We start from the raw sequence: 22959 nt of genomic DNA, 5'->3' as shown, positions 1-22959 counted from the left end.
TCGTGATTCCTGATAAATTTAAAGGTTTGGTTGAGATTTTAAAATCTAAGCTTGATATGGATCTTTCTGAAAGTGCGGCCGTGCAGCGCATAATAAGTGAAGAAGTAAAATGGTCTAGGGGGCCAAGTTTTTCTATATTGCCTTATGGTCTGGAATTAGCCGGGGTGACTCCGTCTCCCATTCTCAACTCTGAGCCAAAGAATAAAAAAAATTGCTTTAAGTTCTATTGCTCTGAGCCGTATGGTTTTTATAGGTCTGATATATATGGTGTGGACGCGACAGTGATAGAAACTGAGATATATCAGATGGAGGGGCAATCTACTTATTCAATCCGTTTTGACGATGACGGAGAGGCTATTAGGGCGTCTGGGGTTATATTTGAGAATGGAGTACCAAATATATCATGCCGCCTGGAGGACGATGGTGAATATTGGTGCTATGAGTATAGGTGTGAAGCAGCAAGGATAACATCAATGATTGTATATGCTAGCAATAGCGCTCCTAGCACAGAGATATTTATTGAGCGAAATGGCGAAAACGTGGTTGGCTTATATTTTTGCAGTAAAGATTCAAAAGTGTATATCTACAAGGTTTAGTTGTTGGGTTGATGCGTGACTATTTGTTGTGTCTCAAATATGAAGTGTTATATTCACAAGGTTTTTTGTTGACCAACCTTATTGAGTTTGCATTGGCGATGTCTGGTCGTGAATGCCTGCTGGAATATATTAAATTGTGTAGAATCCCAAATGCAAAAAATATACTGATCAAATAATCAAGTTGAGAGGTCTTGGGTAGCGCTGTCTGTCGCTATGGTTGGTTTTGTTTGAATTTGCTAATATTGTATTTTGCAGGAGTCCGTAGTTCTTTAATAACATGTTAGGTAGTATTTTGGGGCGAAAGCCCCGATGTCTCTATAAATCGTCAATTCAGAAATTGCGTCTTTCATAGGAAGGGCGCCACCTCTTTGGCAGCACTGGCACAGGTCTGCACCGAAGGTGGCCACTACCGCTGGCAAACCCTGGGCGACAAGCCGCGCGTGGTCGAACACTGGACCAGCGACGGCGAGCACTACCACTTCCGCTACGACCTCGATAGCCGCACCAGCTGGGCCACCGACGTGCTCGGCCGCGAGCTGGAAGTACGGTACAACGCCGACCACCGCGTGGTCGCCAGCCGCGACTATGGCGGGGAGCGTTACGCCATCGAGCTGGACGAACACGGCAATATGGTTGGCCTGACCTTGCCGGACGGTAACCGCCTGCAATTCAAGTACGACGAATTCTCCCGCTTGCTCGAAGAGACCGATCCGCTGGGCCGCAAGACCACCTACGAATATCACCACCTGACCACACTAGTGACCCAGGTCAGCTACCCGGACGGCAGCACCTGGCGAGCGCGTTACGACGACAAGGGCAACCTGCTCGCCGAATTCGATGCCCTCGGCCAGATGACCGAGTACCTGAACAGCGATGACGGCCTGCCGCACACCATCATCGATGCGACCTACAAGTCCAAGTACCTGTGGTGGAACACCCTGGCCCAGGTCGAGCGCTACCAGGGCTGCTCGGGCAAGAGCACGTACTACCGCTATGACGAGCACCAGCACCTGGTCGCGGTAACAGACGCGCTGAACCAGACCACCACGCTGGAGCGCAAGCCCGACGGCGAAGTGCTGCGTATCAGCCACCCGGACGGCACCACGGAAAGCTTCACCTACAACGTCTACGGGCAGGTGCTCAGCCACACCGACGGCAAGGGCCAGACCACCCGCCTGATGCGCACGGCCCGTGGACTGCCGAGCAGCCGCCAGGATGCCAAGGGCCAGCGGGTTCGCTACGAGTACGACAAGGCCATTCGCCTGACCGCGCTGGTCAACGAGAACAACGCCACGTACAGCTTTGCCTACGACGCTTCGGACCGGCTGAGCGAAGAAGTGCGGGTGGATAACCTGACCCGGCGTTTCAGCTACAACGTCGGTGGCCATCTCACACGACTGGATGAGATTGGCTATGGCGAGAATGCCGAGCGGCCAGAGCGCCATACGCTGTTCGAGCGTGATGCCATTGGCCGCTTGGTCGCCAAGATCAATCGTGATGCGAGCCAGACATTCGCATACGACGACGGTGACCGCTTGCTGAGCATCGAGCGGCAACCAACCGAGATCGGCAAGCAGCTTGGGATCACGGAAGAAAAGCTGGAATACACCTACGATCTGCTCGGCCGGCTGACGAAAGAAATCACCCCTGACGGCACGCTTGGCTACGAGTACGACCCGCTCAGCAACCTGACCACGCTGACCCTGCCGGATGGGCGCAAGGTCAATCACCTGTACTACGGCAGCGGCCACCTGCACCAGCTGAACCTGGATGGCCAGGTCATCAGTGACATGGAGCGTGACGACCTGCACCGCGAGGTGTACCGCACGCAGGGCAAGCTCACCAGTTGCTTCGGTTATGACGCCATGGGGCGCAAGGCCTGGCAGTTTGCCTCGACCTTGCCGGCCGACAAGCTTTCGCAGGTGCACAACACCGGCATCAATACCTCGTTGCTGGTCGAGCACGCCTACAACCCGATCCACCGCCGTTACCAGTACGACCCGGCCGGTGAACTGGTGCGTACGCTGGACAAGCTACGTGGCGAGATCAAGTACGAGTATGAAGCCAATGGCCAGTTGCGCAGCCGTGATACGGGCTCGCTGGTGGGCAGCGAAGAGTTTCGTTATGACCCGGCGGCCAACCGGTTGGACTTCAATGCGCGTCAGTTTGACAAGGTCAAGGACAACCGCATCAAACAGTGGCGGGATCAAGAGTACCGCTACGACCCGTGGGGCAACCTGATCGAGAAGCGCTCGGGGCACAGCAAGCTGCAGCATTTTAGCTATGACTGCGAGAACCGGCTGGTGCGGGCGGAGACGTTGGTCAATGGCAAGCTGGATAGCCAAGGCGAGTACCGGTACGACAGCTTGGGGAGGCGAATAGCCAAACAGGCGGAAATGAATGGCGAGGTAGAGCAGAAGCGCTTCCTCTGGCAAGGCTTGCGGATGCTGCGGGAGGAAACTCCTGGGCACAGCATCTTGTACCTGTACGAGCCGGGTAGCTATGCGCCGTTGGCGCGAGTTGACCAGGCGGAAGGGGAAGGGCAGAAGGTCTATTACTTCCATACTGACCAGATTGGCACGCCGCTGGAGCTTACGAACAGCGATGGCGCAGTCGTTTGGCAAGCTACGTACCGCTCGTGGGGCATGCTAGAGCAGCTAGATATTAGTGAAGTCGAGCAGAACCTTCGATTTCAAGGGCAATACTTCGACGTTGAGAGTGAGCTGCATTATAATACCTTCCGTTATTATGCGTCGGATATTGGGCGCTTTGTAACTCAAGATCCATTGGGTTTAGGTGGCGGTGTAAATCTTTACCAATATGCGCCTAATGCCACTGCATGGATTGATCCTTGGGGGCTATCTTTCAAGAGTGTGAATTTTGAGGGTTCGCCTGAGTTGTTCCCCGTAACCGGCAACCAAAAAATATCGTATCTATTCAAATGCAAGGGTCTCGAGGTCGAGACTTTACTGAAGCTTACAAGCAAGCTGGTTTGTCAAAGGCTCAGGTCAAATCGATTGGTAAATATACTTGGCATCATTTGGATGATTTCGATCCTGTAACTGGTAAGGGAACAATGCAGTTAGTAACTCAGGCCGCGCACGAGGCTTCGTTGCCCCATACAGGGTCGGTGGCACAATTCGAGAAGCATTTCGGTTTGCCTTCTGGATCTTACGGGACACCTGAAGCTGTAGCTATCTCGCAGGACAAGGGGTGGCTGAAAGGGCGCCCACAAAAAATAACGTCTACAACTTGTTGAGGACTATATGGTGGATGATTTTAAACTCTTCAATTCTGATGTCGCTATTTCAGGGCTTGATATTGATGCACTTGAGTCTGAAATCGGTATGAGATTTCCTGCGGAATTTAGGGCGCTATACCTGACCTTCAATGGGGGTGAGCCTAATCGGGCATTTTGGGCGGAAGACGAAAATTATGAGCCGATTAGAGTTGAAGATTTTAAGAGTATTGCTAGTGATGGCGCTGTAGACAAGAATGAGACTAAGTACATAGGTGGTTGTTTCAGGTTGATGGTGAGCAGGAATGTCTTGCCAGCACACTTGGTGCCATTTGCCGTAGATGAGGCGGGTAACTTTATTTGCCTTGATAAAAATGAGGGCAAGGTGATTTATTTTGCGGTGGACATTTTTCAGCCCGATATTGATATGCATCTAAATCACATCAATGCTCAACGGGTTCTTTCGTTTTCATTTCATGAGTTCATTGGGTCCTTGATTCATGAGGATCAAGTTGATCAGTGAGTGTGTGAGGTGTTGCCCTGAAGGCTGAAAGCTTTTACTGGCTTTAGCGCTTTAGCGCTTTAGCGCTTTAGCGTGAATGTCAGTGAATGCTGGCTTTAATTCAACCTTCGGCGCTATACTTTCTAAGTGGATTTAGTGTGGCTGGGATCTTTAATAACTTAACGTCGGAGGGCTGAGGCGTTAGCCTCAGTCATTCCAGTAAACGAGTCACACTGAATAGAACGTCCTGCAGCAGTCAGGCGAGATTGCTCTTTTAGCCGATAATTCGACAACTAGGCCGTTGAAACGCTCACACAGTACCGCTACGACGAACACGGCCAGCTGAGCGCGGTGATCAACCGCAACGGCGACACCGTGCGCAGCTTCAGCTACGCAGACGGCCTGATGGTGACCCACAGCAACGCGCTGGGGCTGGGCTGCCACTACCGTTGGCAAACCCTGGGCGACAAGCCACGTGTGGTCGAGCACTGGACCAGCGACGGCGAGCACTACCACTTCCGCTACGACCTCGATAGCCGCACCAGCTGGGCCACCGACGTGCTCGGCCTCGAGCTGGAAGTGCAGTACAACGCCGACCACCGCGTGGTCGCCAGCCGCGACTATGGCGGCGAGTGTTACGCCATCGAGCTGGACGAACACGGCAACATGGTCGGCCTGACCTTGCCGGACGGTAACCGCCTGCAATTCAAGTACGACGAGTTCTCCCGCCTGCTCGAAGAAACCGATCCGCTCGGCCGCAAGACCCAGTACGAATATCACCACCTGACCACGCTGGTGACCCAGGTCAGCTACCCGGATGGCAGCACCTGGCGAGCGCGTTACGACGACAAGGGCAACCTGCTCGCCGAATTCGATGCCCTCGGCCAGATGACCGAGTACCTGAACAGCGATGACGGCCTGCCGCACACCATCATCGATGCGACCTACAAGTCCAAGTACCTGTGGTGGCACACCCTGGCCCAGGTCGAGCGCTACCAGGACTGCTCGGGCAAGAGTACGTACTACCGCTATGACGAACGCCAGCACCTAGTTGCAGTAACGGACGCGCTGAACCAGACCACCACGCTGGCGCGCAAGCCCGACGGCGAAGTGCTGCGCATCAGCCACCCGGACGGCACCACGGAAAGCTTCACCTACAACGTCTACGGTCAGGTGCTCAGCCACACCGACGGCAAGGGCCAGACCACCCGCCTGATGCGCACGGCCCGCGGCCTGCCGAGCAGCCGCCAGGATGCCAAGGGCCAGCGGGTTCGCTACGAGTACGACAAGGCCGCCTGACCGCACTGTTCAACGAAAACAACGCCACGTACAGCTTTACCTACGACTCCAGCTCCACACCCATTCCGCTTCTCCCCCCGACTGGTTCCGCTGGGCGGAACCACATTCGTTTGTGATCCCGCGTCACTCGCGCTTATCTGTGAGCCAAGCACGACCTGCCTCACCTGTCGTGACCTGAAGGCGAACAACAAGAACGGGAAACCACCCGCGCGAGGAGACTCCACATGTCCCGACATCAGCATATCCAGGCCTGGCTCGCCGACGTGGCCAGCGACCTGCACGCGATTCGTCACGATATCCACGCTCACCCGGAACTGGGCTTTGAAGAAAGCCGCACCTCGGCATTGGTCGCCCGACTGCTGGAGGCATGGGGCTATGAAGTGCACACCGGTATCGGCAAGACCGGCGTGGTCGGCGTGCTGCGCAACGGCAGCAGCCCCCGCCGGCTGGGCCTGCGCGCCGACATGGACGCGCTGCCCATCCACGAAGCAACGGGTGCGGCATACAGCAGCCAGCACCCAGGCTGCATGCACGCCTGTGGTCATGACGGGCACACCACCATGCTGCTTGGCGCCGCGCGCTACCTGGCGGCCACCCGGCAGTTCGACGGCACGCTGACACTGATCTTCCAGCCGGCCGAGGAGGGCCAGGGCGGTGCCGAGGCGATGCTGGCCGACGGCCTGTTGGAGCGCTTCCCATGTGATGCGCTATTCGGCATGCACAACATGCCAGGGCTGCCGGCCGGGCACCTGGGGTTTCGTGAAGGGCCGATGATGGCTTCGCAAGACCTGCTGACGGTGACCCTGGACGGGTTGGGTGGCCATGGCTCGATGCCGCACCTAGCCGTCGACCCGCTGGTGGCGGCCGCCAGTGTGGTGATGGCGCTGCAAACCGTGGTGGCGCGCAATATCGATGCGCAGGAGGCGGCAGTGGTCACCGTCGGCGCGTTGCAGGCCGGCGAAGCGGCCAACGTGATCCCGCAACAGGCGCTGTTGCGCCTTAGCCTGCGCGCGCTGAACGCCGAGGTGCGGGCGCAGGCCCTTGAGCGAGTGCGGGCAATCATCGTCAGTCAGGCCGAGAGCTTTGGCTGCCGCGCCAGCATCGAGCACCGCCCGGCCTACCCGGTGCTGGTCAACCATGCCGCTGAAAACGCCTTTGCCACCCAAGTAGGGGTCGAGTTGCTGGGCGCCCAGGCTGTGGATGGCAACACCCGCAAGCTGATGGGCAGCGAAGACTTCGCCTGGATGCTGCAGCGCTGCCCGGGGGCCTACCTGTTCATCGGCAATGGTGTATCGCGGCCGATGGTGCACAACCCGGCCTACGACTTCAACGACGACATCCTGCTGACCGGCGCCGCCTATTGGGGCGCGCTGGCAGAGCGCTGGTTGGCACCTGCCTGATTGTCCCTTTTTGACCACTGCCGCTGGAACCCGGGCGCGACTGCGCCTGGGCGATCACCCAATCATTGTGTGGAGTGTTCCCTATGCAGACTTCGAGCACCGGCGTGTCGCGTACCCGGCAAGTGGTGGCCGCCGTTATTGGCAACGCCCTGGAATGGTATGACTTTATCGTGTATGGCTTTCTGGCCAGCATCATCGCCCGGCAGTTCTTCCCGTCCGACGACGCGTACGCCTCGCTGCTGATGGCCCTTGCCACCTTCGGCGTCGGGTTTTTCATGCGCCCGGTGGGCGGCGTGCTGCTGGGCATGTATTCCGACCGCAAGGGCCGCAAGGCGGCCATGCAGATGATCATCCGCCTGATGACCGTGTCCATCGCCATGATCGCCTTCGCGCCCGACTACCTGGCCATCGGCATGGCTGCGCCGCTGCTGATCGTGGTGGCGCGCATGCTGCAGGGCTTTGCCACCGGTGGTGAATATGCCAGCGCCACGGCATTTCTGGTGGAAAGCGCGCCTGCCCACCGCAAGGGCCTGTATGGTTCGTGGCAATTGGTAGGGCAGTGCCTGGCGGTGTTTTCCGGGGCGGCAATGGTGGCGTTGGTTACCCACCTGTGCTCGCCTGAGGCGCTGGACAGCTGGGGCTGGCGCATCCCGTTCGTGCTGGGCCTGCTGATCGGGCCGGTCGGGCTGTGGATTCGCAAGCATATGGAGGAGCCTGAGGCGTTTGTCGAGGCGCGTCGCCATGCCAAGGGCCAGTCGCCCGGCCTGTGGCAGGTGCTGCGTGAACACCGGCGCAGCCTGCTGGTGTCGATGGGGTTGGCCTGCGGCGCGACGGTATCGTTCTACGTGGTGCTGGTGAACATGCCGACCTTCGCCCACAAAAGCCTAGGCCTGCCGCTGGACCAGGTGCTGCTGGTGCAGATGCTCGCCGTGGGGCTGATGACCCTCGTGATTCCGTTGTCCGGGGCGCTGTCTGACCGGCTGGGGCGGCGCCCGGTGCTGATGGCCTTCACCCTGGCGTTCTTCGTGATGGTCTACCCACTGTATGTGTGGGTGGCCGCTGCGCCTTCCCTGGAGCGCCTGTTGGTCATGCAACTGCTGTTGTGCACGGCCATCGGTGGCTTCTTCGGCCCGGCACCTACTGCCCTGGCCGAACAATTCCCGGTCCAGGTGCGTTCCACCGGCGTGTCGGTGGCCTACAACGTGGCGGTGATGGTGTTCGGTGGCTTTGCCCCGTTGATCGTGACCTGGCTCACCCAGGTGCTCGGCACCCCAGTGGCGCCGGCGTTCTACGTGCTGTTTGCCTGCCTGCTGACATTGCTGGGCACCTATTGCCTGAAAGAAGCACCGCGGGCAGTCAAGCCTGCCGCCTTCAACCTTGGAGTAAAACCGTGAAGCCGCTAGCCATCGACCCCATTGTTGCCCTCGATGCCGAGGCACTGTCCCAGGCCATCCATGCCCGCCAGTTGTCATGCCGGGAGGTGATGCAGGCTTACCTGGGGCATGTCGAGCGCTTCAATCGGCAGGTCAATGCACTGGTCTCGCTGCGCCCGGCCGAAGTGCTGCTGGCCGAGGCCGAGACGCGTGACCGCGAACTGGCCTGTGGCCATTCGCGCGGCTGGATGCATGGCATGCCGCAGGCAATCAAGGACCTCGCCGCCACGGCCGGGCTGCGTACCACGCTCGGCTCGCCGCTGTTTGCCGAGCAGGTACCCGAACAGGATGCGATCAGCGTGGCGCGGGTGCGGGCGAGCGGGGCATTGATCATGGGCAAGAGCAATGTGCCTGAGTTTGGCCTGGGCTCGCAAAGCTACAACCCCTTGTTTGGCACCACCACCAACGCCTACGACCCGTCGCGGGTGGCGGGTGGCAGCAGCGGTGGGGCTGCAGCTGCGCTGGCCATGCGCTTGCTGCCGGTGGCCGACGGCAGCGACATGATGGGCTCGCTGCGCAACCCGGCGGCGTTCAATAACCTGTTCGGCCTGCGCCCATCGCAGGGCCGCGTGCCGCATGGGCCGGCGCCCGAGCTGTTCGTGCAGCAGCTGGCCACAGAAGGGCCGATGGGCCGCAGTGTGGTCGACGTGGCGCGGCTGCTGTCGATACAGGCGGGTGTTGATGCCCGGGCGCCGCTGTCGCTAAGCGAAGGCTGGCGCGATTTTACCGTTGGCTTGCCGCGCGATTTTCGCGGTGTACGGGTGGGCTGGCTGGGCGACTACAACGGCTATCTGCCGATGGATGACGGGGTAATGAGCCTGTGCGAGTCGGCGCTGGCCGACTTTGCCGAGCTGGGCTGCCGGGTCGAGGCCTGCCAGCCGGCATTCGACCTGGCGCGCTTGTGGCAATGCTGGCTGACCCACCGCCACTTCCTGGTGCATGGCAACCTCGGCGCAGCCTATGCCGACCCTGGCAAGCGCGCATTGCTCAAGCCCGAAGCACAGTGGGAGGTGGAAGGTGGCTTGCAGCTGAGTGCGGCGGCGCTGTACCAGGCTTCGTTGGACCGCAGCGACTGGTACCGCGCCATGGGCAAGCTGTTCGAGCGTTACGACTTCCTGCTGTTGCCCTCGGCCCAGGTGTTCCCTTTCGATGCACGCCAGCCATGGCCGGCGGTGGTCGGGGGGCGGGCAATGGACACCTACCACCGCTGGATGGAAGTGGTGATCGGGCCGACCTTGGCCGGCTTGCCGAGCATCAGCGTGCCGGTGGGGTTCAATGCCGCCGGGTTGCCCATGGGCCTGCAAATCATCGGCCCGGCGCAGGCCGACCATGCCGTGCTGCAGTTGGCATATGCCCATGAACAGCTCACCCGCTGGGTGGCGCGCTGCCCGCCACAACGCCTGCTTGCGCCATGAAAGCATGGGCAGGCGCGGATCTTGCTGGCTATCCTGACCATCCCGCTACAAGGAGGTCATACCCATGGGCATCACGGCAGACAGCGGCGGCGTGCGTTCGGTGGAGCGGGCGCTGGCCATTGTCGACCTGCTGGGCGAACACCAGGCGTTGGGCCTGGAAGAACTGCACTACCTGACGGCGCTGCCCAAGGCCACGGTGTCGCGCATGATCGCCACCTTGCAGGCGCAAGGCTGGGTGTACCGCGGCCTTGCCGACCGGCGCTACCGGCTGTGCGCGCGACGCCTGTTCGGTGACCGCCAGTTGCGTTTCAAGCGGCGCCTGGTGGAAAGCGCAGCGCCCATGCTGCTGGAGCTGAGTGAGCGCACCGGGCTGGTCGCTGACCTGTCGTGTTTCGACGGCCAGCGGCTGGAGGTGATGGAAAGCGCCATCCCCCAGGTGCTGCGCAAGCGCTATCCGCTCACCAGTCAGATCGTTGGGCAGCATGCCAGCCTGTTTCATTCGGCGATGGGGCGGGCGTGCCTCGGGGAGCTGGCGGTGGACGAAGTGCAGCGCCTGGCGGCCCATGAGCGGCTGGGTGACGACGGGTTGTTGCGCGATATCGAAGAACAAGCGCACAAGGGCTTTGGTCAGCGCACCGAAGGCTACTGGGAATACCCGGTGCGCCTGCCGTTCCTGATCCGCGCCATTGCCTTGCCAGTACATGCCGAAGGGCGCCTGGTCGGCAGCATTGCCTTGCAATGGCCGCTGGATCAGGCGCCGGTGGAGCGGGTGTCGAGCCTGCACCTGAGCAGTTTGGCGACCACGGTGGGGGAAGTGCAGCGGGCCTTGGCTGTTTGATGTTTCCTGCACGGGTTTCTTCGCGGGTAAGCCACAGACGCGTGCATTGCCAGTACCGCCCACAGAACCTGCGGGCGTTACTGGCCCTCCCGAAATCCGCTAGGGCTCACCCCCGCCTGCTTGCGAAAGAACCGGCTGAAATACCCCACATCGGCAAACCCCAGCTCATGAGCGATCTCTTTCACGCTCAGGCTCGAATGCCCGAGCATGCGCTTGGCCTCCAGCACCAGTCGGGCATTGATCACATTCATCGGCGTCATGCCCAGGTGTTCCTGGCACAACCGCCCCAACGTCACCAGGGTCATGCCCAACGCGGCGGCGTATTCCGCCAGTGGCCAGTGCGCGCGGTAGTGCATGTCTACCAGCTCGCGAAAAGTAGTCAGTTGCTGGCTGCGTCTTGATACTGGGCGCTGCTCACCTGCGGGCATGTACGGCTCATGGCGCAGGACATGGATCATCAGTGCCAGCAATAGCGCCATGCTGCTGGCCACATGCTCGCGGGCGCGGTTGTGGTATTCCTCGCGCAGGGCCCGAAACAGGGGCAACAACGGGTCTTCATCGGCGGCCCAGTGGGGCAGGGCAATTACCTGTGGTTTGCGCAGTTGCCCCCGAACGTTGGGTGCCAGCACCTGAGCGATGCTATCCAGCGGGTGCTGCGCAGCCGTGATTACCTGGCCTTCTACCTGGCTGGCCCAATGAAATCCATGCACCACCTGCGCCGGGACGTACACCACGCAGGGCGCATGAACCTGAAACCGGTCACTGTCGAACAGCACCTCGCCGCCACCGCTTTGCAGGTACAACAGCTGCAGCAAGCCTTCGTGACGGTGTGCGGCAATCTCCCAGTTGTGCGCGCCAGAGCGCTGGGATATCTGCTCCACATGCAAGGCTTCGTGCCACACCGGCTGCGCGGTTTCACCGTACAGGGCGTAATTGGGGATCTTGTTCATGGTGTTGTAATTGTTCTGTTCAGTACCCGCTACTGTGCCATAGCTGCACGCAGGCTTCAGGGCGCAGTGGGCAAATTGACAGGAATGTGGGGCTGGTTGCAGGTTTTGTCCATTCTGCCGGTGGGCCTGCCGGCCATAGCCTGTTGCCCAGAACAAGCAACGCTCTGGAGAACAGCATGCACAACAACAAGATCCTTTCTCAGTGGCTAGGCCTGGAGTCGGCCGTATGCGTGGTGACCGGCGCGGCCGGCGGCATTGGTGCAGCGTTGGCCGCAGCCTTGGTGGAGCAGCAGGCCCACGTGGTGCTGCTTGACCGCGACCTGGACAAATGCCGCGAACTGGCGGCCACCCTGGGGGAACACAGTGCAGGCGAAGTCAGTGCCCTGGCCTGCGACATTGCCGACCCGGCCAGCGTGGAGCAGGCTGCGGCCCAGGTACAGGCGCTGCATGGACGCTGCGATGTACTGGTCAACAATGCCAGCGTGCTGCGCCCCGGTGCGCTGGACACGCTAAGCCTGGAACAATGGAACCAGGTGCTGGCGGTCAACCTCAGTGGCTACCTTTTGTGTGCCCAGGCCTTTGGCCGTTCCATGCTGGACTGCGGCCAGGGCCGTATCGTGCATGTGGCCTCGATTGCAGCCCATTACCCGCAACCCAACAGTGGCGCTTACAGCGCGGCGAAGGCAGGCGTCAGCATGTTGTCGCGGCAGATCGCCGTGGAATGGGGGCCGCGCGGTGTGCGCAGCAACGCCGTATGCCCGGGTTTGATCCGCACGCCATTGTCGGCGGCGTTCTATGCCGACCCACAGGTGGCGCGCCGGCGTAGCGCCATGACCGCCAACCAGCGCATCGGTGAGCCGCAAGACATCGCCGAAGCCGTGCTGTTTCTGGCCAGCCGCCGCGCCGACTATATCAACGGCGCCGAGCTGACCGTGGATGGCGGACTGGAAAGCATGCCCATGGCACTGATCCCGCGCCCTGGCTTCGAGGGGGCAGGCCAATGAATACGCGTAGCTGCGATGTACTGGTCATCGGTGCGGGTGCTGGCGGCCTGGCGACAGCCATCACGGCGAAAAAGCTTGGCCTGGATGTGATCGTCATCGAAAAGGAGGCGTGCTTCGGCGGCACCACGGCGTTTTCCGGCGGCGTGCTGTGGGTGCCGGGCACCCGGCACGGGGGCAATGACAGCCAAGCAGCGGCCATGACCTACCTGCGCAACGAAACCGGTGCCTGCTTCGATGCGGCCGGGGTGGAGGCATTCTTGCGCTACGCGCCGCAGATGGTTGAGTTTTTCGAGCGCGAGACGGCAGTCAAGTTCGTGCCCACGCTGTACCCCGATTATCACCCGCAGGTGGAAGGCGGCGTCGATGTGGGCCGCTCGATACTGGCCGCACCTTACGACATCCGTGGTCTGGGGCCCGACATGGCGCGGTTGCGCCCGCCGCTGAAGACCATTACCTTCATCGGCATGATGTTCAACTCGTCGAATGCCGACCTCAAACACTTCTTCAATGTCACCCGTTCGTTGACCTCGTTCGCCTACGTGGCCAAACGCCTGCTGACCCATTTGAAGGAGCTGGCCTTGTACCGACGCGGCACCCAGGTCACCAGTGGCAATGCCCTGGCAGCACGGCTGGTACGCTCGGCACTGGACCTGGGCATTCCGATTCTCACAGGCACCCCGGCGCGGCAGTTGCTGCGCGAAGGGGCGCGGGTAGTGGGGGCGGTGACCGGGCAGGCCGGCAGCGAGCAGCGCATCGAGGCCCGGCGTGGGGTGGTGCTGGCCTGTGGCGGTTTCTCCCATGACCTGCAACGGCTGCGCCAGGCCTACCCGCATGTACGGCGTGGCGGCGAGCATTTTTCACCGGTGCCAGCGGGCAACACCGGCGATGGTGCGCGCATGGCCGAGGCGCTGGGAGCAAAGGTCGATATCTGCCTGCAGGCACCTGCAGCCTGGATGCCGGTATCGAAGGTGCCGGTGGGTGGTGGGCGGCATATTGCCTTTCCGCACTTGCTCGACCGCTACAAGCCGGGTGTGATCGGCGTGCTGCGTTCGGGGCAGCGATTCACCAATGAGTCGAATGCCTACCACGACGTAGGCGCAGCGCTGATCGAGGCGTGTTCCGACCAGGCAGAAACCGCCATGTGGCTGGTGTGCGACCGCCGCACCCTGGCCAAATACGGGCTGGGCTTTGCCAAGCCTGCGCCGATGCCGCTGGGGCCATTGCTGCGCAACGGCTACCTGCTCAAGGGCCAGACCCTGGCGGAGTTGGCGGGCAAGGCCGGTATCGATGCGCAAGGGCTGGAGCAGACTGTGCGCGAGTACAACCTTGGCGCTGTCCACGGCGAAGACCGTCAGTTCGGCCGCGGCAGCACCAGCTTCAATCGCTACCTGGCCGACCCGCAGCAACAACCCAACCCGTGCGTAGCGCCGGTTGGCGAGGGACCGTACTTTGCCGTGAAAGTGATCATGGGCGATCTGGGTACTTTCGACGGGCTGCGCACCCGTGTGACCGGTGAAGTGCTGGCGGCCGACGGGCAAGTCATCGACGGCCTGTATGCGGTGGGTAACGACCGCGCCAGCATCATGGGCGGCAACTACCCCGGGGCGGGCATCACCCTGGGGCCGATCATGACCTTTGCCTACATCACCGGGCGCCATCTGGCGGGTGTCGAGCAGGGGCTGGCGGCGGGCAACGCACGGGAGGTGGCGTGATGGACAAGCCTGTGGTCGACCACCGCATCTACACCATTCGCCCGCGCGGCATGGCGGCCTTTCTCGAGGCGTTCGACCAGCTGGCGATGCCGATCCTGCTGCGCCACCTCGGTGCACCCCTGGCGTTTTACACCAGCAGCATCGGGCCGTTGAACCAGGTGGTGCACTTGTGGGGCTATGACAGCCTCGATGACTTCGAGAAGCGCAGCGCAGCGCGGGATGCCGACCCGGACTTTGCCGCGTACCTGCATGCCACCCGCGACCTGGTGGTGGCTCAGGAAACACGCATCATAAGGCCTGTGCGCTTACCCAGCCTTTTCCACTAGGGCTGCGACAAACACCGTCATAACAACAACAACAGGTGATACCTATGAACAACACACTCGACGTGCGCCAACTGATCGACCAGCAACCCATCGGCCGCTACCAGAAATGGGTGGTGTTCCTCGGCTTTCTCATCATCGCCCTGGACGGCCTGGACGTCGCCATCATCGGCTTCATTGCCCCGCAATTGAAAAGCGATTGGGGCCTGGATGCGCAAAGTCTGGGCCCGGTATTGAGCGCCGCGTTGATCGGCCTGGCACTTGGCGCCTTGATTGCCGGCCCCTTGGCGGACCGTTACGGGCGCAAGGCGGTGTTGCTGTGCAGCGTCCTGCTGTTCGGCCTCTGGACACTGGCCTCGGCCTTTTCACCCAACCTGGAAGCCCTGGTCGCGTTGCGCTTTCTGACCGGCCTGGGCCTGGGCGCAGCCATGCCCAATGCCAGCACCCTGGTCAGCGAGTATGCCCCGGCACGCAGCCGCTCGCTGCTCATTACCCTGGCATTCTGCGGGTTCTCCCTGGGCGCGGCGGCAGGTGGTTTCGTCAGCGCCTGGATGATTCCGAACCTGGGCTGGCGCAGTGTCTTGGCATTGGGTGGGGTGTTGCCGCTGATGGTTCTGCCGTTGCTGTATTGGCGCCTGCCGGAATCGGTGACGTTCCTGGTCAGCAAGGGGGCGGACCGCAAGCGCATTCTGGCCATTGTCCGTCGCCTGGCACCTGAGCATGTCAACGCCGACACGAACTTTGTCTTGCCCGGTAAAGCCCAGGCTGCAGGCGGTGCAATCGGCACTATCCTCTCTGCGCGGTATCGCTTTGGTACCTGCATGCTCTGGGGTGGGTACGTGCTGGCGCTGTTCCTGGTCTATCTGTTCAGCGGCTGGTTGCCGACGCTGGTAAAGGAGGGGGGCGGGTTTTCGGTGGCCGAAGCGGCCATCGTCACCGCCTGTTTCCAGATTGGCGGCCCGTTGGGCGCGATTTCGGTGGGTTGGGCCATGGATCGCTACCCGGCGCAGCGCGTGCTGGTACTGACCTTCCTGTTCAGTGGTGCGGTGATTTTTGCAATTGGTCAGGTCGCTGCGGACTTCGCCTGGTTGTGTGCGGTTGCGAGCGCTGTGGGCTTTGGCCTTAATGGGGCAAGTGTTGGCATGAATGCACTGGCGGCGGCTTTTTACCCGACTGAAGCACGGGCGACCGGCGCCAGCTGGATGAGCGGCATCGGGCGCCTGGGTGCGATTCTCAGTGCCTTTGCCGGGGCACAGATGCTGGCACTGGGCTGGAGCTTTGCCCAGGTGTTCGCTTCGTTGTTGCTACCCGCAGGGTTGGCGGCTTTGGCGGTATGGCTGCAGGGGCGAAATGCTGCGTCACGGCTTAGCGTTCCCGGTTGTACATCCGGCACACCGGCTGCAGCGCCAGCAGGTTCGGCTCCCACTCCCTAGCCTTCGGGAACACAGCCCCTGTCTGAAGCCATACGCTCGATCAACGCCCACAACGCCGCATCATTGAAGTCGTCGACAACCAGCCTGGCGCCCGCCGCCAGCAACCGCTCCGGAGTCTGCGTCGTGGCCACGCCCACGGTAAAGATCCCCGCGCCACTGGCTGCCGCCGTCCCCGGCAATGAGTCCTCGAAGGCCAGCGCTTGCCCGGCCTCGGCACCCAGCCGCTGCAGGCCGGTGAGGTAGGGCAGCGGGTCCGGTTTGGGCCGTGCCAGTTCTTCGGCCACCAGCACATGTTCAAAGTGCTGGCCCAGGCCCATGGCGTTCAGCATGTGCTCGGCGTTCAGCCGCGGTGCGTTGGTCACCACGCACATGCCGATGTCATGGGCCTGGGCATGCTCCAGCAGGCGCAACAGGCCTGGCATCGGCTCAAGCGACGGCGACATTGCGCGGAACAGCGCTTCCTTGCGGTCGGCCAACGCCTGGCACTGTTCGACGCTGGCGCCGCTGAACAGCTCGGCGAACAGCTCGCCGTTGGCGCGGCCGCTGACCTGGGCGTCGAACTGCGCCTGGCTCAGCTCGCGGCCGTCGTGTTCACGCAGCAGTTGGCGAAAGGCCTGCAGGTGCAGGGTGTCAGTGTCGGTGAGGGTACCGTCAAGGTCGAACAGCAGGGCGGTCAGCATGGGATATCCAGATGAAAAAACACAAGCCAGGGGATCATAACCAAAGCTGACGACGAAGGGGGCTGTTCAGCGTGCTCCGAAAAGAGTACAAATGTGCTCCATGGACACTCTTACCCCCAAACGCCGCGCCATTTTCGAATTCATCCGTGAGCGCATTGCCGAGCATGGTCAGCCGCCGAGCCTGGCCGATATCGCCACGCGCTTCGGTTTTGCCTCGCGCAGCGTTGCGCGCAAGCACATCACCGCCCTGTGCCAGGCCGGTTACATCGATGTCACGCCAAACCAGGCCCGGGGCATACGCCTGGCCGAACCGCTGCGCCGGCCAGAAATCCTCGAAATACCCGTGCTGGGCCAGGTGGCGGCGGGTGCCCCCATCGGCCCGGACCTGGACATCCACGAGCAGTTGCTGCTCGACCCCAGCCTGTTCCGCCGTACCCCCGACTACCTGCTGAAGGTGCGGGGCGACTCGATGATCGACGACGGCATCTTTGACGGTGACCTGGTCGGCATCCTGCAACAGGCTGACGCCCGCGACGGGCAAATCGTGGTTGCGCGCCTGGACGGCGAAGTGACCATCAAACGCCTGCAACGCCAAGGCGGCACTTACCGGCTGTTGCCACGTAACCCGGCCTATGCGCCGATCGATGTGCAGCCCGAACAGGACTTTTTCATCGAAGGCGTGTTCTGCGGCTTGCTGAGGCGCGACTGATGGGCGCCGTGGTCGACCTCGACAGGCTGCTGGAACAGCGCCGGGTATGGCGCGGCCGGCAGGCCCAGGCGCGGCCACTCGGGCTGCAGCCCACCGGCCATGCGGCCCTCGACGAACGTTTGCCGGAAGGTGGCTGGCCGGCGGCAGCACTGAGCGAGCTGTTGCTGGCCAACCCCGGCTGTGGCGAATTGCAGTTGCTGTGGCCAACCCTGGCCCGGCTGAGTGCAGAAGCCAGCAGAGTGGTGCTGGTGGCTCCACCCTTCATCCCTTTTGCACCGGCCTGGCAGGCAGCGGGGGTGGACCTGCGCTGGCTGGTACAGGTGGATGCCGAGCCTGCCGATGCCCTCTGGGCTGCCGAACAGTGCCTGCGCTCGGGCAGTTGCGCGGCGGTGCTGTGCTGGCCGGAACGTGCCGATGACCGCGCCCTGCGGCGCTTGCAGGTAGCGGCCGAAACCGGGCAGGCACTGGCGTTCGCCTGCAGGCCGCAGCAGGCGTCGCACAACCCTTCACCCGCAGCGCTGCGCATTGCAGTCGACACGCGCCCGGCGCAATGGCGCGTGCTGAAAAGCCGGGGTGGCATGCCTCCAGCGCTGCCTATTCCCTGCCCGGGGCGGGGCTGATGCACCATGCTCTGGGCCTGCATCCTGCTCCCGCAGCTTGCGCTGGACACCGTCCTGCGGGAGCGTGACGACCCTGATACACCCTTGGTGCTGATTGGCGGGCCGACCCAGCGTCGCGTGTTGCAGGCAGTCAACCCGGCGGCCGCTGCACTGGGCCTGCGGGCCGGGCAAACCCTGACCGCAGCGCGTGCCCTGGCCGATGGCTTCACCTGCGTCGAAGCTGACCCCAAACGCATCGATCAGGTGCAACAGTTGCTGGCGGCCTGGGCCTACCGCTTCAGTGCCCAGGTCAGCCTGCATTACCCTCGGGCGCTGCTGCTGGAAGTGGGCTCCAGCCTGCAACTGTTCGGGCCCTGGCCCTTGTTCGAGGCACGTCTGCGTCAGGAACTGGCAGATCTGGGCCTGCGTCAACGCATTGTCCTGGCCAGCAACCCGGTGGCTGCTCGCATGCTCGCCAATGGCCACGATGGCCTGGCCGTGGGCGATGTCGACGCCACCCGAGCGGCGCTGCTTGGCATGCCCATCACGCGCGTCGGCCTGCCGGCAGAGGCGGCCGAAGCGTTTGCCCGCATGGGCTTGCACCAGCTGGGCCAGGTATTGGCTTTGCCGCGCGATACCTTGGCCAGGCGCTTTGCGGCCCAGGTGCAGCTGCACCTCGACCAGTTGCTCGGCCTGCGCAACCTGGGGCTGGATTTCTACCAGCCACCGGACCGTTTCGAAACCCGGCTGGAACTCAATTTCGACGTCGAGTCGCACCAGGCGCTGTTGTTCCCGCTGCGGCGCATGCTCAACGACCTTGCTGCATTTCTGGCCGGGCGAGACTGTGGCGTGCAGCGCTTCTGCCTGCATCTGGAGCACGCCGAGGGGCCGGATACCCTGCTCAAGGTGGGTTTGCTGGCGGCCGAACGCGATGCTGCGATGCTGTTCGAGCTGGCCCGTGGGCGCCTTGAGCCGCTGCGCATACCCGCACCGGTGCGCAACCTGCGGCTGGTTGCCGAAGACTTGCCACCCTTTGTGCCACAGCATCAGGCGTTGTTCGACCCGCGGGCGCAACAGGCGCAACCCTGGGCGCAATTGCGCGAGCGGTTGCGCGCCCGCCTGGGGGATGAGGCCGTCAAGGGGCTTGGCGCAGCCGCCGATCACCGCCCCGAATGCGCCTGGCAGTTGGCGGAGCAGGGTGCCCAAGGCAACATGCCGGTTGCACCGGGCAGCCGCCCGGGGTGGCTGTTGTCGGCACCGATCGCGCTGGATGACGCCGCCTACCAGGTGCAGGGCTACGCCGAACGCATCGAATCAGGTTGGTGGGATGGCGGCGATGTGCGTCGCGACTACTACCGCATCGAAACCCGTGACGGCCTGCGCGGCTGGGCCTACCGCGACCTGAGCCAGGCCGGCCCGCTTTGGCTGCAGGGTTGGTTCGCATGAACACCCCGGGTTATGCCGAGCTGCATTGCCTTTCCAACTTCAGCTTCCAGCGCGGTGCATCGAGCGCCGACGAGCTGTTCCGGCGTGCGCGCGAGCAGGGCTACCAGGCCTTGGCAATCACTGACGAATGCACGCTGGCCGGTATCGTGCGCGCCTGGCAGGCAGCCAAGGTGCACCAGTTGCGGCTGATCGTTGGCAGCGAGGTGCAATTGTGCGACGGGCCCAAGCTGGTGCTGCTGGTCGAGAACCTGACCGGCTACCAGAACCTGTGCGCGCTGATCACCCGTGCCCGGCGGCGGGCAGAGAAGGGTGCGTACCAGCTGTTTCGTGATGACCTGCTGCTGCACCACCAAGGCCTGCTGGCCTTGTGGGTGGCCGCTGACAGTGGCGATACCGCTACCGGCGCGTGGCTGCGCAGTGTCTTCGCTGAGCGCCTGTGGCTGGCCGTGCACCTGCACCGGGGCAGTGACGATGCCATGCGCCTGCAACGGTTGCGGGCACTGGCGGCTGATGTGGGTATCCGCGCCGTGGCCTGTGGCGACGTGCACATGCACGTGCGTGGTCGCCGTGCCTTGCAGGACTGCATGACTGCCATCCGCCAGCATTGCCAGGTGAGCGAGGCCGGGCGCTTTCTGTTTGCCAATGGCGAACGGCACCTGCGCAGCCAGGCGCAACTGGCCGAGTTGTATCCGCTCGACCTGCTGGCCGAGACCTTGGTCATCGCCCGGCGCTGCCAGTTTGACCTGAGCGAACTGAACTACCAGTACCCACGCGAACTGGTGCCCGAGGGGCATACCCCGGCAAGCTGGCTGCGCGAACTGTGCGAGCAAGGCATGCCGCTGCGCTGGCCAGGCGGGCCGAGTGGCAAAGTGCGGGCTGTGCTTGCCAAGGAACTGGGGCTGATCGAAGAGCTGGGTTACGAAAGCTACTTCCTGACGGTGCACGACATTGTCGCCTTCGCCCGCAGCCAGCGCATCCTATGCCAGGGCCGGGGGTCGGCAGCCAACTCGGTGGTGTGCTTCGTGCTGGGCATCACCGAGCTTGACCCCATGAAACACCACCTGCTGTTCGAGCGCTTCCTGTCGCGCGAGCGCAACGAGCCGCCGGACATCGACGTGGACTTCGAACACGACCGGCGCGAGGAGGTGATCCAGTATGTATTCCGTCGCTATGGCCGGCACCGGGCGGCGCTCACTGCGGTAGTCAACACCTACCATGCCGCCGGTGCGGTGCGGGATGTGGCGCGGGTGCTCGGGCTACCTGCCGACCAGGTGGATGCCCTGGCCAAATGTTGTGGCCGCTGGAGCGATCGCATACCCGATGACCAGCGCCTGGCTGAGGCCGGTTTCGAAGCGGGCAGCCCTTCGCTGCGGCGGGTGCTGGTGCTGGCCGGCGAACTGATCGGCTTCCCTCGACACCTGTCACAGCACCCGGGCGGTTTTGTCATCTCCCAGCAACCGCTCGACCAGGTGGTGCCGGTGGAGAATGCCGCGATGCCGGAGCGTACGGTGATCCAGTGGGACAAGGATGACTTGGACATGGTTGGCCTGCTCAAGGTCGACGTACTGGCGTTGGGCATGCTCAGCGCCTTGCGTCGCTGCTTCGACCTGCTGCAGCACCACCGTGGCCGGCACCTGACCCTGGCGACCATCCCCAGCGAAGACCCGGCCACCTACGCCATGATCAGCCGTGCCGAGACCATGGGCGTGTTCCAGATCGAGTCACGCGCGCAAATGGCCATGTTGCCGCGGCTGCGGCCCCAGAAGTTCTACGACCTGGTCATCGAGGTCGCCATTGTCCGCCCCGGGCCGATTCAGGGTGACATGGTCCACCCGTACCTGCGCCGGCGCCTGAAGCAGGAGCCGGTGACGTATCCGTCGCCGCAACTGAAGGAAGTGTTCGAACGTACCTTGGGCGTGCCGCTGTTCCAGGAGCAGGTGATGGAGCTGGCGATGGTCGCGGCCGACTATACCCCGGGCGAGGCCGACCAGTTGCGCCGCAGCATGGCAGCCTGGAAGCGCCACGGCGGGCTTGAACCGCACCGCGAACGGCTGGTGCAGGGCATGTTGCGCAATGGTTACACGCTGGCGTTTGCCGAGCGCATCTTCGAGCAGATCAAGGGGTTTGGCAGCTATGGCTTCCCTGAGTCGCATGCGGCCAGCTTTGCCTTGCTGTGCTATGCCAGCAGTTGGCTGAAGTGCCATGAGCCGGCGATCTTCACCTGTGCGTTGGTCAACAGTTGGCCGATGGGCTTCTACAGCCCTGATCAGCTGCTGCAAGAGGCTCGCCGCCAAGGTATCGAGGTACGGCCGGTTGATGTCTGCCACAGCGACTGGGACTGCACCCTGGAGCCTGATGCTGAAGGCACCCTGGCCATTCGCATGGGCCTGCGACTGGTACGTGGCCTGGCCGAAACCGATGCCAGGCGCGTGCAGCAGGCGAGGGCGCAGCGGCCGTGGCGCAACGTCGAAGACCTGTGCCTGCGCGCCGGCCTGGACGCACGGGCCCGTGCCCGCCTGGCTGATGGCGGGGCGCTGCGCGCCTTGGCCAGCGATCGGCATCAGGCGCGCTGGCAGGTGGCGGCGGTGCAGCCGCAGCTGCCGTTGTTCGCCGATGTGCAGGCCTTGCCTGAAGAACCGGTGCAATTGCCCGTGCCAACCGTGGGCGAGGACCTGATGGCCGATTATCAAACCCTCGGCACTACGCTTGGCCCACATCCACTGGCGCTGTTGCGTTCTCGCCTGAGGGCACTGGGGTGTCGCAGCTCCAGTGAATTGCAGGGTGTGGAGCATGGCGACAACATTGCCGTGGCCGGGCTGGTGGTGGGCCGGCAACGGCCTCAAACCGCCAGCGGTGTGACCTTCGTTACTTTGGAAGACGAACATGGCATGGTCAACGTGGTGGTGTGGCGTGCGCTGGCCGAACGGCAGCGACGGGCGCTGGTGGGTTCGCAGCTGCTCAAGGTCAGTGGGCGGTTGGAGCAGGAGAATGGGGTGCGGCACCTGATTGCGCGGCGGTTGGAGGATGTGAGTCCGCTGCTGCAAGGGCTGGATGTGCGCAGCCGGGATTTTCACTGACCCCCAACGCTCGGTACTTGCGTGGTTCCCTGTGGGTGCGGGCGAGCCCGCGAAGCAGCCACCGCGTTGCAGGGCACCGGCCTTGCCGGTGTTCGCGGGCATGCCCCACATTGACCGCCTGCAACCTTGAGCCTGCCCCAACCATTCATTGGCCACGGTGCGTTATTCCTTGGTCGACGGCCACGTTTGCCACTAGGCCTGAGCCCCCCCCTGTGGGAGCGGCCTTGTGTCGCGATAGGGCCGCGCAGCGGCCCCAGGATCTCGGCATCATGCATAGATTGCTGGGGCCGCTTTGCGGCCCTATC

Annotated in this window: 17 protein-coding genes and 2 pseudogenes; 17 read left to right on the top strand and 2 right to left on the bottom strand. The window is 62.7% G+C overall.

All coding sequences use genetic code 11. The features are described from left to right. Nucleotides 1–2: 2 nt before the first annotated feature. The 9 genes and pseudogenes from I8746_RS02070 (at nucleotide 3) to I8746_RS02030 (ending at nucleotide 10721) form a co-directional block, all read left to right on the top strand. Nucleotides 3–596 carry a hypothetical protein gene (locus tag I8746_RS02070; RefSeq protein WP_014756620.1) on the top strand — a complete coding sequence of 198 codons (594 nt, stop codon included), beginning with the start codon at nucleotides 3–5 and terminating at the stop codon, nucleotides 594–596. A gap of 398 nt (nucleotides 597–994) precedes the next feature. Next, nucleotides 995–3460: pseudogene (locus tag I8746_RS02065) on the top strand (RHS repeat-associated core domain-containing protein); the annotation flags it as partial. Between the two features lie 77 nt (nucleotides 3461–3537). Further along, the gene (locus I8746_RS27420) at nucleotides 3538–3855 is read left to right on the top strand and encodes an HNH endonuclease (protein WP_409077990.1); all 318 of its coding nucleotides are present in this window, start codon (nucleotides 3538–3540) and stop codon (nucleotides 3853–3855) included. 10 nt (nucleotides 3856–3865) lie between these two features. Next, nucleotides 3866–4357 (top strand): SMI1/KNR4 family protein, encoded by a 492-nt coding sequence (locus I8746_RS02055; protein ID WP_260681235.1) that lies wholly within the window; start codon nucleotides 3866–3868, stop codon nucleotides 4355–4357. Nucleotides 4358–4633: 276 nt separating this feature from the next. Further along, a pseudogene (locus I8746_RS02050) lies at nucleotides 4634–5688 on the top strand (type IV secretion protein Rhs); the annotation flags it as partial. Nucleotides 5689–5859: 171 nt separating this feature from the next. Further along, on the top strand, nucleotides 5860–7035 hold the full coding sequence (locus I8746_RS02045; RefSeq protein WP_047604857.1) for a M20 aminoacylase family protein: 1176 nt from the start codon (nucleotides 5860–5862) through the stop codon (nucleotides 7033–7035). An 83-nt stretch (nucleotides 7036–7118) separates the two neighbouring features. After that, on the top strand, nucleotides 7119–8429 hold the full coding sequence (locus I8746_RS02040; protein WP_098090242.1) for a citrate-proton symporter: 1311 nt from the start codon (nucleotides 7119–7121) through the stop codon (nucleotides 8427–8429). Continuing rightward, on the top strand, nucleotides 8426–9883 hold the full coding sequence (locus I8746_RS02035) for an amidase (protein WP_088513225.1): 1458 nt from the start codon (nucleotides 8426–8428) through the stop codon (nucleotides 9881–9883). Before I8746_RS02040 ends, I8746_RS02035 begins: the two co-directional genes overlap by 4 nt. 64 nt (nucleotides 9884–9947) lie before the next feature. Continuing rightward, a complete protein-coding gene (locus tag I8746_RS02030) occupies nucleotides 9948–10721 on the top strand; it encodes an IclR family transcriptional regulator (protein ID WP_004576295.1) in 774 nt (257 codons plus the stop codon). A 77-nt stretch (nucleotides 10722–10798) separates the two neighbouring features. On the opposite strand, the gene I8746_RS02025 is transcribed toward I8746_RS02030, so the two are convergent. Further along, nucleotides 10799–11671: a helix-turn-helix domain-containing protein gene (locus tag I8746_RS02025; protein WP_192907420.1), complete on the bottom strand. Its 873-nt coding sequence runs from the start codon at nucleotides 11669–11671 to the stop codon at nucleotides 10799–10801. 176 nt (nucleotides 11672–11847) lie between these two features. Between I8746_RS02025 and I8746_RS02020 the strand changes: the two genes are divergently transcribed. The 4 genes from I8746_RS02020 to I8746_RS02005 are packed head-to-tail and all read left to right on the top strand — an operon-like array spanning nucleotide 11848 to nucleotide 16143. Further along, nucleotides 11848–12675, top strand: coding sequence for an SDR family NAD(P)-dependent oxidoreductase (locus I8746_RS02020; protein WP_012052398.1), 828 nt, complete (start codon nucleotides 11848–11850; stop codon nucleotides 12673–12675). Beyond that, nucleotides 12672–14387: an FAD-dependent oxidoreductase gene (locus tag I8746_RS02015; protein WP_019751676.1), complete on the top strand. Its 1716-nt coding sequence runs from the start codon at nucleotides 12672–12674 to the stop codon at nucleotides 14385–14387. The genes I8746_RS02020 and I8746_RS02015 overlap by 4 nt, the downstream gene beginning before the upstream one ends. Beyond that, nucleotides 14387–14713, top strand: a complete 327-nt coding sequence (locus tag I8746_RS02010; protein ID WP_004374204.1) for an NIPSNAP family protein — start codon at nucleotides 14387–14389, stop codon at nucleotides 14711–14713. The genes I8746_RS02015 and I8746_RS02010 overlap by 1 nt, the downstream gene beginning before the upstream one ends. A 44-nt stretch (nucleotides 14714–14757) precedes the next feature. Beyond that, complete coding sequence (locus I8746_RS02005; protein WP_192907419.1) at nucleotides 14758–16143, top strand: MFS transporter; 1386 nt, start codon at nucleotides 14758–14760, stop codon at nucleotides 16141–16143. Here I8746_RS02005 and I8746_RS02000 read toward each other — a convergent pair. After that, the gene (locus I8746_RS02000) at nucleotides 16140–16823 is read right to left on the bottom strand and encodes an HAD family phosphatase (RefSeq protein ID WP_004374207.1); all 684 of its coding nucleotides are present in this window, start codon (nucleotides 16821–16823) and stop codon (nucleotides 16140–16142) included. The two genes, I8746_RS02005 and I8746_RS02000, sit on opposite strands and share 4 nt — an antisense overlap. Before the next feature lie 91 nt (nucleotides 16824–16914). Here I8746_RS02000 and lexA point away from each other — a divergent pair, with 91 nt between their 5' ends. From lexA to I8746_RS01980, 4 genes are read left to right on the top strand one after another with little or no spacing between them, the layout of a single operon-like run. Next, nucleotides 16915–17532, top strand: a complete 618-nt coding sequence (lexA, locus tag I8746_RS01995) for a transcriptional repressor LexA (RefSeq protein ID WP_012052394.1) — start codon at nucleotides 16915–16917, stop codon at nucleotides 17530–17532. Then, entirely contained in the window at nucleotides 17532–18152 is a 621-nt protein-coding gene (gene imuA, locus I8746_RS01990; RefSeq protein ID WP_004374214.1) for a translesion DNA synthesis-associated protein ImuA, read from the top strand. The genes lexA and imuA overlap by 1 nt, the downstream gene beginning before the upstream one ends. Before the next feature lie 6 nt (nucleotides 18153–18158). Next, nucleotides 18159–19577 (top strand): DNA polymerase Y family protein, encoded by a 1419-nt coding sequence (locus tag I8746_RS01985; RefSeq protein ID WP_012052392.1) that lies wholly within the window; start codon nucleotides 18159–18161, stop codon nucleotides 19575–19577. Then, on the top strand, nucleotides 19574–22654 hold the full coding sequence (locus I8746_RS01980) for an error-prone DNA polymerase (RefSeq protein WP_221099964.1): 3081 nt from the start codon (nucleotides 19574–19576) through the stop codon (nucleotides 22652–22654). The genes I8746_RS01985 and I8746_RS01980 overlap by 4 nt, the downstream gene beginning before the upstream one ends. Nucleotides 22655–22959: the final 305 nt, after the last annotated feature.

This window comes from Pseudomonas sp. USTB-Z (assembly GCF_019691255.1).
Classification (GTDB): domain Bacteria; phylum Pseudomonadota; class Gammaproteobacteria; order Pseudomonadales; family Pseudomonadaceae; genus Aquipseudomonas; species Aquipseudomonas alloputida.
This window is presented reverse-complemented; position numbering and strand designations above follow the sequence as displayed.